This window comes from Sinobaca sp. TMA16-18, assembly GCF_059510535.1.
In genome coordinates, this window is the sequence record NZ_JCAKFM010000009.1 from 99208 (window position 1) to 111945 (window position 12738).

At 44.9% G+C, this 12738-nt stretch carries 13 protein-coding genes; 7 read left to right on the plus strand and 6 right to left on the minus strand.

What is annotated here, in order from left to right; genetic code table 11:
• The first annotated feature begins 25 nt into the window (after window positions 1–25).
• Window positions 26–979, plus strand: coding sequence for a hypothetical protein (locus tag AC5W14_RS14780; protein ID WP_496194911.1), 954 nt, complete (start codon window positions 26–28; stop codon window positions 977–979).
• A gap of 39 nt (window positions 980–1018) precedes the next feature.
• Here the strand turns inward: AC5W14_RS14780 and AC5W14_RS14785 are convergent, their stop codons facing one another.
• A complete protein-coding gene (locus AC5W14_RS14785) occupies window positions 1019–1945 on the minus strand; it encodes a prenyltransferase (protein ID WP_496057431.1) in 927 nt (308 codons plus the stop codon).
• Between the two features lie 174 nt (window positions 1946–2119).
• On the opposite strand from AC5W14_RS14785, the gene AC5W14_RS14790 reads away from it, so the two are divergent.
• The 6 genes from AC5W14_RS14790 to AC5W14_RS14815 all read left to right on the plus strand — a co-directional run bounded on the left by AC5W14_RS14790 (window position 2120) and on the right by AC5W14_RS14815 (window position 7475).
• A complete protein-coding gene (locus tag AC5W14_RS14790; protein WP_496057430.1) occupies window positions 2120–2611 on the plus strand; it encodes a C40 family peptidase in 492 nt (163 codons plus the stop codon).
• Window positions 2612–2675: 64 nt separating this feature from the next.
• Window positions 2676–3551, plus strand: a complete 876-nt coding sequence (locus AC5W14_RS14795; protein ID WP_496057429.1) for an SMP-30/gluconolactonase/LRE family protein — start codon at window positions 2676–2678, stop codon at window positions 3549–3551.
• A 199-nt stretch (window positions 3552–3750) separates the two neighbouring features.
• Window positions 3751–4704: an ABC transporter permease gene (locus tag AC5W14_RS14800; protein WP_496057428.1), complete on the plus strand. Its 954-nt coding sequence runs from the start codon at window positions 3751–3753 to the stop codon at window positions 4702–4704.
• Window positions 4694–5647, plus strand: a complete 954-nt coding sequence (locus tag AC5W14_RS14805; RefSeq protein ID WP_496194912.1) for an iron chelate uptake ABC transporter family permease subunit — start codon at window positions 4694–4696, stop codon at window positions 5645–5647. Before AC5W14_RS14800 ends, AC5W14_RS14805 begins: the two co-directional genes overlap by 11 nt.
• Window positions 5641–6399 carry an iron ABC transporter ATP-binding protein gene (locus AC5W14_RS14810; protein ID WP_496057426.1) on the plus strand — a complete coding sequence of 253 codons (759 nt, stop codon included), beginning with the start codon at window positions 5641–5643 and terminating at the stop codon, window positions 6397–6399. Before AC5W14_RS14805 ends, AC5W14_RS14810 begins: the two co-directional genes overlap by 7 nt.
• 101 nt (window positions 6400–6500) lie before the next feature.
• Window positions 6501–7475 (plus strand): siderophore ABC transporter substrate-binding protein, encoded by a 975-nt coding sequence (locus AC5W14_RS14815; protein ID WP_496194913.1) that lies wholly within the window; start codon window positions 6501–6503, stop codon window positions 7473–7475.
• Between the two features lie 316 nt (window positions 7476–7791).
• Here the strand turns inward: AC5W14_RS14815 and AC5W14_RS14820 are convergent, their stop codons facing one another.
• The 5 genes from AC5W14_RS14820 to AC5W14_RS14840 form a co-directional block, all read right to left on the minus strand.
• The gene (locus AC5W14_RS14820; RefSeq protein ID WP_496057424.1) at window positions 7792–8187 is read right to left on the minus strand and encodes a disulfide oxidoreductase; all 396 of its coding nucleotides are present in this window, start codon (window positions 8185–8187) and stop codon (window positions 7792–7794) included.
• On the minus strand, window positions 8180–8860 hold the full coding sequence (locus AC5W14_RS14825) for a DsbA family protein (RefSeq protein WP_496057423.1): 681 nt from the start codon (window positions 8858–8860) through the stop codon (window positions 8180–8182). The genes AC5W14_RS14820 and AC5W14_RS14825 overlap by 8 nt, the downstream gene beginning before the upstream one ends.
• A gap of 74 nt (window positions 8861–8934) precedes the next feature.
• Complete coding sequence (gene ilvD, locus AC5W14_RS14830; protein WP_496057422.1) at window positions 8935–10626, minus strand: dihydroxy-acid dehydratase; 1692 nt, start codon at window positions 10624–10626, stop codon at window positions 8935–8937.
• 119 nt (window positions 10627–10745) lie between these two features.
• The gene (locus tag AC5W14_RS14835; protein WP_496194914.1) at window positions 10746–12134 is read right to left on the minus strand and encodes a DUF2254 domain-containing protein; all 1389 of its coding nucleotides are present in this window, start codon (window positions 12132–12134) and stop codon (window positions 10746–10748) included.
• 169 nt (window positions 12135–12303) lie between these two features.
• Window positions 12304–12738: phytanoyl-CoA dioxygenase family protein (locus AC5W14_RS14840; protein WP_496194915.1), on the minus strand; the 435-nt coding region annotated here is incomplete at its 5' end.

The following is a 12738-nucleotide window of genomic DNA, read 5'->3' on the forward strand; positions in this document are numbered from 1 at the left end:
CCAATAGTGAAAGAAGGAATATGTAATGAGTAAAAAAAGAGAAAACGCCATCGTAGAAATCACAAATGAGGATGATGAAAACGAACAAATAGATTTGGACACGCTTAGTGTAAAAGAATTAAAAGAGCTGGCAGAAAACAGCGGCCTGGAATTAAGCGCAAAAAAGAAATCGGACATTATCGATGAAATTATAGAGTTTGTCGAAGAACAAACATCCAGTGACAGCGAAGACGAAGAAGAAAACGAAGATACAGAAGAAGAAACTGCAGAAGAAACGGAGGAAGAGGAAGAGGAAGAAGACGAGGAAGAAGGCGAAGAAGAAGAAGAAGAGGAAGAAGGCGAAGACGAAGAAGAGGAAGAAGGCGAAGAAGAAGACGAGGAAGAAGAGGAAGACGAAGAAGAGGAAGAAGACGAGGAAGAAGAAGAGGAAGACGAGGAAGAAGAAGAGGAAGAAGAGGAAGAGGAAGAAGAAGAGGAAGAAGAGGAAGAAGAGGAAGAGGAAGAAGACGAGGAAGAAGAGGAAGAAGAGGAAGGCGAAGAAGAGGAAGAGGAAGAGGAAGAAGACGAGGAAGAAGAGGAAGAAGGCGAAGAAGAAGAAGAGGAAGAGGAAGAAGACGAGGAAGAAGAGGAAGAAGGCGAAGAAGAAGAAGAGGAAGAGGAAGAAGACGAGGAAGAAGAGGAAGAAGGCGAAGAAGAAGAAGAGGAAGAAGAGGAAGGCGAAGAAGAAGACGAAGAAGAGGAAAAAGAAAAAGATAAAAAGTCTCAACTGCCGGATAGTACGGTAAGTCAGCTTGTAAATGATATTAAAGAAGAGCTGAAAAATGAACTTAAAAAAGATATTCTGGAGCAGGTAAAACAAGATGTAATGGATCAAGTACGTCAAGAGCTGACAGATGAATACAAGCAGAAGCTTGTAAAAGATGTCCAAAAAGATTTAAAAAAGCAGATAAAAAAAGAAATGAAAAAAAGTAAGAAGTAAAGAAAACCCGCCGGGCAGTCCGGCGGGTTTTGTGTATTATTAAATAAAAAGTCCAAGCCAGATGGCTGTGGCCATAGCTAGAAGAAGCAGCCATTTTTCATCATTCGTTACCTGCTGCACATTATGAACGTTCATTTTCCAAACGAGCAGCAGGGACAGTGCAATAAACAGTGATGCCCCGGCGGCCGCCCATATCCGGTCGCCGCCAATCCAAACAACACAGGCGGCTGCCAATAGTAAATAAATAAGCGCCGGAACTTTCGCCGCCGCCGGCCCAAAACGGGAAGCGGCCCATACGACAGTGGTATTTTTAACCGGATCAGCCTGTTTATCGGCTTTTTGGTCCGGAATATGATGAACCATTACCCAGGCCAGACATAATAGAGCATTCACTGCGGCGTTTTGATACCCCCATTCCGGAACGGATCCGAGAATAAGCCATGGTCCGGCTAAACCAAGAACAAAGATCGAAGGAAACAGGCTCAGCCATTCCCCGGCCAAAGGACGGTAGCTGAATTGAAAAGGAGGAAGAGAATAAGAGGCGGCCGCCCACACGCCAATAACCAACAGCACGGCCACGGGAATAAATCCAAGCAGAGCCGCTGCCAGGGCACCTGCCAGCAGAAGGGCTCCCAGCACTTTACCAAGTGTTAAAAGAGCTTCCGGAGAGATACGCCCTTCCTGAATCACCCGGCTTCCTCCTGAGAGGAGTGCAGGGCTCAGCGTATCCGTTCCAGAGAGATGATCACTATAATCATTAAAAGCATGTGTTAACACGCCGTGGATGGCAAAGGCTCCCACCAGTAAAAAAATAGTCGTAAAAAGTAAAGAAGAAAAAGAAAAAGCATAATAGATAAATAGTGGCAGCATCGTAGACAGAACGGCGACTGCACTGGAAGAGACGACGGCTACTGCTCTCATAAGCTGGAGAAGTATCTGATAGATCGAGGTCGGAGAAGAATTCAATGGCAGTCAACCCTTTCTACATGTACTTTACATGGCTTTTCTCCAGTATGAACGAGAAAGGATCCAGTGGAAAGAAAAAAGAGAAACCGGTTTGATAGAAATAAAAGAAGCAGTTGTATTATACTGGAAAGATAAATAAAAAAGATAAAGGAGCAGATGATGCCTCGTTATTTCGTGATCGTATATACAGCAGTCTTTCTCGGACTGGCCGGCTGTTCTTTTGAAGCAGGAGAACCGGTGGAAGAAGAACCACCCGCAGACTGGGGCCAGTCGGACCGGGAAAACGTAATAGAAACCGCTGCTTCACAAATAGGAAAAACAGAATATGAATTCGGCGCCGGCAGAAATCAAACAGAGCGGAAAGAAGGTCTGTTTGACTGCTCGAGCTTTGTGCACTGGGCATTTGAACAAGAGGGAATGAAGCTTGGGTCCATGCGCGGTGTATCAACAGATACGTTGAAACACAAAGGCGAGGAAGTACCGCCTGAAGAAATGCAGATTGGTGATCTTGTGTTTTTTGATACGTATAAAGAAGACGGCCATGTAGGCATTTATGTCGGAAACGGCGAGTATATTGGTGCCCAGGAAAGCACGGGGGCAGCAGTGGAAAGCCTGGAGGAAGGCTATTGGAATGACGTGTTTAACGAGCACGTGAGACGCATTTAATATAAATGTTTAAGAGAAGGGAGGAGGGGAACATAAACAGAAAGAAGAAAAAGGGTGGAGTGCTATGAAAACAGCAGAATGTGTAGTAGATGCAAAGGCAGAACTTGGCGAAGGACCAAGCTGGAATGCAGAACTGGAAGTATTGTACTGGGTTGATATTGAAGGGAAAAAGTTAATGATCTATGACCCGGCTGCAGATAAAAATGAAACCATTTCCCTGGAGCAGTACATAGGGGCCGCGGTGCCTAAACGGGACGGCGGTCTAATATTTGCGATGCAGCACGGGTTTTATGAATTTGATTTAAATAGTAAAAAGTTAAAAGCGATTCATGATCCAGAAGAAAATAAGCCGAATAATCGATTTAATGATGCCAAATGTGATCCTTTCGGCCGTCTTTGGGCAGGAACAATGTCCTTTGACCAGGAAGAAGGCGAGGCGTCTCTTTACCGTCTCCATTCAGATCATTCGGTTTATACGGTAGTAAGCAATCTAACCATCTCCAACGGGTTGGCCTGGTCAGCAGACGGAGCTGTCATGTACTTTATCGACACGCCGGCGAAGACGGTTTATACGATGAATATTGATCCATTAACAGGAGTGGCGGATGAGCCGGTAACAGCGTTCGTTGTACCGGATGAAGAAGGTCCGCCCGATGGCATGACGATCGATTCTGAAGGAAAGCTGTGGATTGCCCATTTTGGTGAAGGACAGGTAATCCGCTGGGACCCTGAAAACGGAAAGGCTCTGGAGAAGGTAAAAGTACCTGTTTCCATTACGACTTCGTGCACATTTGGAGGAAAAGACCTGAAAGATTTATACATCACGACAGGAAACGGTCCTTTAGATGAGGAACAGAAAAAAGAACAGCCCCAGGCGGGTGGTCTTTTTAAAGTCCGGGTCGATGTAAAAGGAACACCAACTTATTATTTTGCAGATTAACACATGAGGAAGGCTGCCGGCTGGCAGCTTCTTTTTTTTATGGAATTTTCTTTAAAATAAGCAAAAACATACAAAGCTATTGACAGGGGATAAAAATAAGATAGAATGAAAAGTGTTCCTAATTGATAATGAATATCATTATTAATGAAAAACATAGACTAAATACAGGACATTGTATGTACGTAGAAAGTTTGATGGCATGAAAATATGGTACTTAGTTGCGGCACTGCTTGTTTTATCGTTTATCTCTTTATTTATCGGAGTGAGTGACCTGACTCCGCTTGACCTGTTCTCCATGACGGAAGACCAATGGCAGACATTGACCGTCAGTAGAATTCCCAGGCTTGCAAGTATTATTATCGCCGGCATGAGCATGAGTATCTGCGGATTGATCATGCAGCAGCTGACGAGAAATAAATTTGTTTCTCCAACTACTGCAGGAACGCTTGATTCAGCAAGTCTCGGCATCCTGGTGTCGCTGATGTTTTTCACCGCGGCCAGCCCGCTTTTTAAAGCAGGCATTGCATTTTTATTCGCTTTGGCCGGAACGTTTATATTTATGAAAATTCTTGAAAGAATCCAGTCCAAAGACCCCATTTTTATTCCGCTCGTCGGCTTGATGTTCGGAAGTATTATTGGATCGGTGACGACCTTTTTTGCCTACAGAAACGACCTGATTCAAAATATGAATTCCTGGATGTTCGGTGACTTTTCCTTAATCATCGGCGGGCAGTATGAATTGATTTATCTGGCTCTTCCTGTACTGGGAATCGCTTATTTTTTTGCCAATCGGTTTACGGTCGCCGGCATGGGCGAAGAATTTGCAGTGAATCTGGGTTTGAACTACAGGCAGGTTATTAACATCGGACTCGTTATTGTAGCAATGGTTACTTCCGTTATTGTACTGATTGTCGGGGCTATCCCTTTTCTGGGTTTAATTATTCCGAATATCGTCACTATATACTTAGGAGATCATTTAAAGAAAAGCCTCCATCATACCGCACTGCTCGGAGCGGTGTTCGTTCTGTTCTGCGATGTGCTTGGAAGGCTGATTATCTATCCGTATGAAATATCAATTGGGTTGACTGTCGGTGTGATCGGCAGTGCTGTATTTATTTACCTGCTGGTGAGGAGAAGGCATTATGGGTTATAAAATAAAACTAGCCATCCTTGCTGTATTAGCTTTAGTTCTGATTGTCTTGTTTATGGTAGTGGGAGCCAATGGAAATTGGGATTATATTCTCCCCAGCCGTGGGAAAAAACTTTTCGCTATTGTATTAACAGGGGCGGCTATAGCTTTTGCCACGATGGTTTTTCAAACGATTACGAATAACCGGATTTTAACACCGAGCATACTCGGACTCGATTCCCTGTATATGCTGCTTCAGACATCTTTTATCTTTTTTCTCGGCTCCACGAGTCAGGCCCTGTTAAACCGGGAGCTTAACTTTCTGCTTTCGGTCGGGATGATGGTTCTCTTCTCGTTTCTGCTTTATAAATTATTATTCAAACGGGAAGGGCCGAACGACATATACTTTTTGCTGTTGATCGGCATTATCTGCGGCACTTTCTTTTCCAGTTTGTCTTCGTTTATGCAGATGGTCATTGACCCGAATGAGTTCATGACGATACAGGACCGCATGTTTGCGAGCTTTAACAATGTAAATACAGACATTCTCGGACTGTCTGCTTTATTGCTTCTGCTCTGCAGCCTGTATTTTCTCCGCTTTTCCAAGTACCTTGATATTCTGTCTCTCGGCCGGGATCATGCCGTAAACCTCGGGGTCCCTTACGATCGTGTCATAAAAAGGCTCCTGGTCATTATATTTATACTAATTGCTATTGCTACCGCGCTGGTCGGACCGATTACGTTTCTCGGGCTTCTCGTAGCAAACGTCGCCCACGAATTTCTGAAAACGTACAAACACGGAGTGCTTATTATCGGCTCGATTCTTATCAGCATCATTGCTCTTGTAGGAGGCCAGTTTATTGTAGAACGGGTATTTACTTTCTCTACGACCGTCAGCGTTATTATTAACTTTATCGGAGGCATCTACTTCATTTATTTATTACTGAGGAGGAACAAAGAATGGTAGAAGTTCAGGATATTACAAAGCAGTACGGCGGAAAAAATGTGATTGAAAACATTTCGCTGAAAATACCAAAAGGCAAAATCACCTCCTTTATCGGTCCAAACGGAGCAGGGAAAAGTACTCTGCTTTCCGTTATCAGCCGCCTGATTAAAGCGGACGAAGGAAACGTATGGATTGATGACAAAGAAGTGAGCGCATGCAACAGCAATGAGCTTGCAAAAAAGGTGTCCATTCTTAAACAGGCCAATTCCATTAATATCCGTCTGACCGTGAAAGAATTAGTCTGCTTTGGACGGTTTCCTTATTCGCAGGGTCGGTTAAAAAAAGAAGACTGGCTTCATATAGAGGAAGCTATTGAATATATGGAGCTCAAGGACATGGAAGACATGTATCTGGACCAGCTGAGCGGAGGCCAGAAGCAGCGTGCGTTTATTGCGATGGTTATTGCCCAGAACACAGAGTATATTCTTTTGGATGAACCGTTGAACAATCTGGATATGAAACACTCCGTTCAGATTATGAAAGTGCTGCAGCGCCTCGTAAAAGACCTTAACAAGACAGTGGTTATCGTCATTCACGACATCAATTTCGCTTCCTGCTACTCGGATTATATCGTCGCTTTGAAAGAAGGCAGAGTGATCAGCGAAGGACCGAAGGAGGCAATGATGCAAAGTGATGTACTTAAAAACATTTATGAGATGGAGATGCCGATCCAGACCATTAATGATAATAAAATCTGTGTGTACTTTTCCTAGAATCTGCGAGTCAGGGAAAGCCGAAAGGAGGGAGCACGATACAGGCTTGTAAAACACAGTTGAAAAGTTCATGCAAACATACTATACAGGGGGAAATAAAAATGAATAAAAACATATTTCTAGTTATGATGCTGGCTTTTGCCGCTGCATTCATGGCAGCATGCGGAAGCGGTTCGGCAGAAGGGAATACAGATGGAAACAACACAGAGGAAGAGAGTGAAGCATCCGGAGCAGAAGAAGTAACCGTCACACATGAACTTGGAGAAACAACAGTCGAAGGAACACCGGAAACCGTTGTTGTGTTTGATTATGGGGTACTTGATTCATTAGACAAGCTTGATATTGAAGTAGCCGGCGTAGCAAAAGACAGCCTTCCTTCCTACCTGGAGAAATATGAAGGGGATGAATATGAAAACGTTGGTTCGCTGAAAGAGCCCGATTTCGAGAAAATCAATGAAATCGATCCGGACCTGATCATTATTTCCGGCAGACAGGCAGAAGCCTATGAAGAACTTGAAGGAATCGCACCTACGCTTTATTCGGCTGTAGATGCTGCCAATTATATGCTTTCGTTCGAAGAAAGCATGACCAATCTTGGCCGGGTATTTAACAAAGAAGCAGAAATAGAAGAAGAAGTCACAGCTATTCAGACTCAGATTGAAGAAGTAAAAGCGCAGACGGAAGAAACCGAAGGAGAAGCGCTCGTGGTGCTGGCTAATGATGGCAGTCTGAGCGCCTTTGGACCAGGCTCCAGATACGGCTTAATTCATGACGAATTTGGTTTCACTCCAGCTGATGAGAATATTGAATCAGACACACGCCACGGTCAGAACGTATCGTTTGAATACGTAGCAGAACAGGATCCGGAACATTTATTTGTTGTCGATAGAGGAGCTGTTGTTGGAGGAGAATCGTCTTCCGAACAGGTGCTTGATAACGATCTAATGCAGGGCACACAGGCAGTAGAGAATGACAATGTAACGTACCTTGATCCGGAAGTCTGGTATTTGAGCGGCGGTGGATTAACCTCCGTATCGATGATGGCTGATGAAATTCAGGAAGGTATTTCTGAATAACTATAAGTAACTGAGTCCTCTTATGGGGACTCAGTTTTTTAACAGCATAAAAAAAGCAAAAAATATGGCTGATTCATACAAAAACTTGTACAGGTGGCGCTTTCCGCAGGCCGAGCCTTAAGCTAAAGAGGAAAAACCGACCTCTTTATCTTCCCTTATGGCTGTTCTGCCGGAGTCACCGCCTGGTTCATTCTTTGTATTTCTAAGCAGCCTTTCTTAAAGAAGCGGCGCGATGGATAGATAGGTTAAATAAAACGGTTTCCCGACAATTTAGAAAAAGGAACCTTCTATCGCAGAAGGTTCCTTTTTGCAGCACTTATTTTTTGGAAAGCAGCAGGGCTGCCGTGATGATAGAAAAAGCGCCGAACGCCAAAAGCGGAATCGTAATAAATCCCAGCATATTAATATATTCGCCGGAGCACGGCACGCCATCCGAACAGGAGGCGAGGCTCGCGAAATAAGGAATTTTCTGCTGGGCATAATGAAAAAGTGAAGCAGCGATCCCGAGTACTGCGAAAGGGAGCGCATAAATCTTTACGGCCCGGTCGTCCCGGAATAAGCCGATACCGAGCAGAACGGGGAGCGGGTACATTAAGATTCTTTGGTACCAGCACCATTCACAAGGCACAAACCCGCGAACTTCACTGAAATACAGGCTGCCGAGTACCGCAATAATAGAAACAATCCAGGCAAGGAGAATTCCCCTACTCATTCGAGGCTTCCTCTACCATTTCACGCAGTTCTTCAAACGAACCGCCTTCAAACTGTTCGCCGTTTACAAACAGCGTAGGAGTGCTCTGCACACCAAGTTCGGCTACATAATCGGTATCCACTTCAAGCGCATCTTCATATTCCCCGGCCTGAAAAGCTTCGGACACCTGAGAAGCCTCTTCTTCTGATACAATGCCTTCGAGAATAGTGTCGAGACGTTCTTCTGTGAAAAAGTCCTGGGATTCTGCTTCCGGGTCCTGTTCGGCAAACAGCTGATCGTGGAATTCCCAAAAGGCGTCATTTCCAAGTTCCCCGTAAACCGTTTCAGCATAAAGCGCCGCCCGGCTGGAATCTACATTCAAAAATGGATAATGCATGTAGGTAAAGGACGCATCCCCGGTTTCTACAAGCTCCTGCTCAATCATAGGCACCATGGATTCGTGAAAGTTTTTGCAGGCCGGACATTTATAATCGCCGAACTCTACAATGGATACAGCATCTTCTTCTCCTTGAACCGGCTGGCCTTCAAGATCAATATCCCCGGCAGGAGAAGGCTCAATATTTCCGACAAATAGGATAGCTGCCATGACGACAGCCAATGCGGCAATGATAAGAATAAGAAGCTTTGGGGATCGTTTTGACTTAGTTGAAGCAGATGTGTTTTTTTTAGCCACTGCATGTCTCTCCTTTTAAAAAATGAAAGGACCGTCAGAAAAACTATCCTCTGACGGACCCTGCATTCAACGTATTACAAGTCCAAATCGGTAACGGCGCCTTTGGCACTGCTTGAAACAAGTTTTGCATATTTGGCAAGGGTGCCGGTTCTGGCTGGAAGTTCAGGCGTTTTCCAGGCTTGTTGGCGTTTTTCAAACTCTTCGTCGGTAATCTTAAAGTTGATTTCCTGCGTATCGCTGTCGATCGTTACGATATCGCCTTCCTGCAGAAGACCAATTGGACCGCCGGTGTGTGCTTCAGGAGCTACGTGACCGATAACAAACCCGTGTGATCCTCCGGAAAAACGACCATCTGTCAACAGCGCCACTTTACCACCGAAACCTCGTCCAACAATCATGGAAGTGATGGAAAGCATTTCAGGCATTCCTGGTCCGCCTTTTGGTCCTACGTGGCGGATAACGAGAACATCGCCTTCTTTAATATCGTTATCCATAATTGCTTTTGTTGCATCATCTTCTGAGTCATATACGCGGGCAGGGCCCTCAAACCGGCTGATTTTCTGACCGGACATTTTGGCTACTGCTCCCTCGGGGGCAAGGTTTCCTTTTAATACGACAAGCGGGCCGCTTGGTTTCAACGGATTGTCGAAAGGTCGGATAACGTCCTGCCCTTCCGTGAGGTCAGGCGCTTTTGCCAGGTTTTCAGCAAGCGTTTTGCCTGTTACAGTGAGGCAGTCGCCGTGAAGAAGTCCATTTTCCAAAAGAATCTTCATTACGCCGGGTACGCCGCCTACTGCATAAAGGTCCTGCATGACATAGCGTCCACTTGGTTTCAGGTCCGCCAGATGAGGTACGTGTTTACGTACTCTTTCAAAGTCATCGTAGGATAAGTCAACGCCGGCAGAATGGGCGATAGCAAGAAGGTGAAGGAAAGCATTGGTAGAACCGCCAAGTGCCATAACGACCGTAATCGCATTTTCAAACGCTTCTTTTGTCATAATATCTTTTGGATAAATATCTTTCTCAAGCAGCTGAATTACCATTTCTCCAGCCTGCAGGCACTCTGTTTCTTTGTATTGATTGATAGCAGGAGTAGAAGATGAACCTGGAATACTCATACCAAGTGCTTCTACTGCAGCGGCCATCGTATTCGCGGTATACATGCCTCCGCACGCACCGGCTCCCGGACACGAGTTGCACTCGACTTCATGAAGTTCCTCGTCATTGATAATGCCCTGCTGATGCTGGCCTACAGCTTCAAAGGAGGAAACAATATCAACGTCTTTTCCGTTCAGCTTTCCAGGCTGAATCGTGCCGCCGTATACGTAAACACTTGGAAGGTTAAGGCGGGCTAATGCAATGAGGGAAGCTGGTGTTGTTTTATCACAGCCGCCGATTGCTACTACGCCGTCCAGACGTTCCGCACTGGTCACAGTTTCCATGGAATCTGCGATGATTTCACGGCTTGGCAGGGAATAGTGCATCCCTTCGTGGCCCATCGCGATACCATCTGATACCGTAATTGTATTAAATATCATTGGAGCGCCGCCGGCCTGGGCTGCGCCTTTTTTTGCTTCCCTGGCAAGGCCATCGATATGTATATTACAAGGGGTGACCTCACTCCATGTGCTGGCAATGCCAATCATTGGCTTTTTAAAATCTTCATCTTTGAATCCTACAGCACGAAGCATGGCACGGTTTGGCGTGCGGTTTGCTCCTTCACTGATTACTTTACTGCGGATTCGGAGGTCTTTCTTATCTCCCATTTTTATACATCCTCTCTCATCTGTTGTCAGAAAACTATGGCAATACTACTTATCATACTAGGAAATGACAGAACTCGCAATATAGAAAAAGAAGCAGCCGAGACGGCTGCTTCTGATGATTATTTTTCCATTGATAAACGCTGCTTGAGTTCTGATTCAAGTTCTCTGTATTCTTTAAGCTTATCAGTAGTTTCTGAGATATTACGAAGGCTATTATAAAATCTTCTTTCGTTGTATTCAAATATGAAAGGAGTGATATAGCCGCGGGCAACCATTCTCGCGAAATTCCAGCACATTTCATGATTTTCTCCGGCCACCGACTCTGTAAGAAGAGTTAATGCTTCTAGTACATCATTCGTAATAATCGGATCTTCTTTTGCATAGTCACTGATATGGGCAAATGCGGCATACAGATAATAATCAAAGGATTCGTCTTCGATAATAATACGAAGGTCATTGTTTCTATCGGTTAAATATGGAGTGAAGCGGGTGATCTTGGAAATGGAAAGCAGCAGGTCGGTAAGCTGGTAAATTGCATTGGATGCCGTATTCGGATCATCGTTTCCAATCGATTTAATGGCTATTTCTTTCAGCTTGTTAATACCAAACTCGATATCCTGCACTTCCGTTTTTTTCGATCCGAGAAAAATAAGTTGACGCAGGGCACTTTCATCCACCGCGGTACTGTCTTTTTTCCAATAGCTGATAACTGGAATTCCCGTGAGCACAAAATCACCAATACGTTTTTCTATCTTGACGACAAGATTATGGGATTCTGCGTAGGCGATCATCCGCCGGTAATCAATAATCTGCACAAAGCCGGCTTCATCGGCGGCAATATACATTTTGTCGTCCTCTGCTAATTCATCGGCGGACGTGTTCGGTTCTTTCGTACGGTAAGGCTCAAGGTCCTCCACTAACGTAGCTAAAATCCGCTCCTGGGATTCGCTTTTCATGTTTAACGTAAGGTTGGGCACCTGCATCCATTTGACTGCATGATTAAGGAAGTAAATAAATGTTGCCAACCCGAGAAACATAAAGAAGATGGTCAGCGTAGGAAATGCAACATAATTGGCTACTTCGGCATTAATTAAGAAAAACGCCATTAAAATAAATACGAATACCAGGTTAAACAATCCGAGCACATGCTGGGTCCGCTTATCTGATATAAATGTAACGAGCATCCGCGGCGTAAACTGCCCGGAGAAGTTCGTAAGTACAACGAGAATAGAGTTCAGTGTGAACGCATTCAGTGTAATACTTCCGGCAATCAGCGAGCTGACAATCAAACTCGTCAAGTCATAGCTTGCCGTAAAAAAGGCAGGAGCTGTATCCCCGAGCTGCATGGAAATATCAATCCAGTAGGCGATACCCGCGATACCTATTCCTATAAGTGCATATATGACACAGATAAACCATAGGTTTGATCTTATTTCATATTTTAGTTGATGTTTCGATAAGCTTAACAGCTTACGAATAGGTCTTGGCATAAATCGTTGCAAATTCATATATCATCCCCGCATTCTATTTTTGGTGCAAGATGTACTGTACCACTTTTTTCATTGTTTTACACTTCTAATGACAAAAGAAAAGTACGATAACCTAGTACAATAGTAAAATAGATTAAAAAAAACAAAAAAAAAGACTGCTGCGGGGAGGTCAACCGCAGCAGTTTATTTATGATTTTGTTGTAGAAGTGGTAGTGGATGGGATGTCTGTTAGTTTCACAGGTTGTGGGATGATTGGCTTGACGTTCTCGCGGTTGGCCAGGAATTCCGGACGCGGCGGCTGCCCGGAGAACGGGTGGGTGAGTTGGTTTTCCATCGAGTTGAACACGAAAAACACGTTGCTGCGTGCATATGGGGAAATATTCCCGGACGAGCCGTGCATGGTGTTGCAGTCAAAAAACAGCACCGAGCCGGCCGGACCGGTGGCCCGGTCAATGCGGCCGCCGGCTTTATCGACGAGCCAGCTCATGCTGTCGTTATCCGGCACGCCGCTTTCCTGCTTCTGCAGCGACGACTTGTAGTTGTCCTTCGGCGTCTCGCCCGGGCAGGAAATGTACCATTTCTGCGAGCCCGGGACGAGCATCAGCGGGCCGTTGAACTCGTA

Bases quoted from the DNA above. Each gene is read 5' to 3' on its own strand.
- AC5W14_RS14780 (WP_496194911.1), top strand. From the start codon at position 26: ATGAGTAAAAAAAGAGAAAACGCCATCGTAGAAATCACAAATGAGGAT.
- AC5W14_RS14795 (WP_496057429.1), top strand. From the start codon at position 2,676: ATGAAAACAGCAGAATGTGTAGTAGATGCAAAGGCAGAACTTGGCGAA.
- AC5W14_RS14800 (WP_496057428.1), top strand. From the start codon at position 3,751: ATGAAAATATGGTACTTAGTTGCGGCACTGCTTGTTTTATCGTTTATC.
- AC5W14_RS14805 (WP_496194912.1), top strand. From the start codon at position 4,694: ATGGGTTATAAAATAAAACTAGCCATCCTTGCTGTATTAGCTTTAGTT.
- AC5W14_RS14810 (WP_496057426.1), top strand. From the start codon at position 5,641: ATGGTAGAAGTTCAGGATATTACAAAGCAGTACGGCGGAAAAAATGTG.
- AC5W14_RS14815 (WP_496194913.1), top strand. From the start codon at position 6,501: ATGAATAAAAACATATTTCTAGTTATGATGCTGGCTTTTGCCGCTGCA.
- AC5W14_RS14820 (WP_496057424.1), bottom strand. From the start codon at position 8,187: ATGAGTAGGGGAATTCTCCTTGCCTGGATTGTTTCTATTATTGCGGTA.
- ilvD (WP_496057422.1), bottom strand. From the start codon at position 10,626: ATGGGAGATAAGAAAGACCTCCGAATCCGCAGTAAAGTAATCAGTGAA.
- AC5W14_RS14835 (WP_496194914.1), bottom strand. From the start codon at position 12,134: ATGAATTTGCAACGATTTATGCCAAGACCTATTCGTAAGCTGTTAAGC.